Below are 215 nucleotides of genomic sequence, written 5' to 3'. Positions count from 1 at the left end.
GGCCAGCGCAGCGTGGCGACGATCCTCAAGGGCCTGAACATGCCCACCGGCGTCGCCTTCCGCAACGGCTCGCTCTACGTGGTCGCGATCGACAAGCTGCTGCGCTACGACAATGCCGAGTCGCAGCTCGAGAACATGCCGAAGCCGGTCGTGGTCTATGACGACATGCCGCCCTATGTGGCGCATGGCTGGAAGTACATCGTCATGGACAAGGA

At 62.8% G+C, this 215-nt stretch carries 1 pseudogene; it reads left to right on the top strand.

The window, feature by feature from the left end:
• Positions 1 to 12: 12 nt before the first annotated feature.
• Positions 13 to 215: pseudogene (locus tag Q7A36_RS41515) on the top strand (hypothetical protein); the annotation flags it as partial.

The organism is Paracraurococcus lichenis (genome assembly GCF_030657435.1).
GTDB classification, from domain to species: Bacteria; Pseudomonadota; Alphaproteobacteria; order Acetobacterales; family Acetobacteraceae; genus Paracraurococcus; species Paracraurococcus lichenis.
Note: the sequence above shows the minus strand (reverse complement) of the source record. Positions and strands in the feature narration are given on the sequence as shown.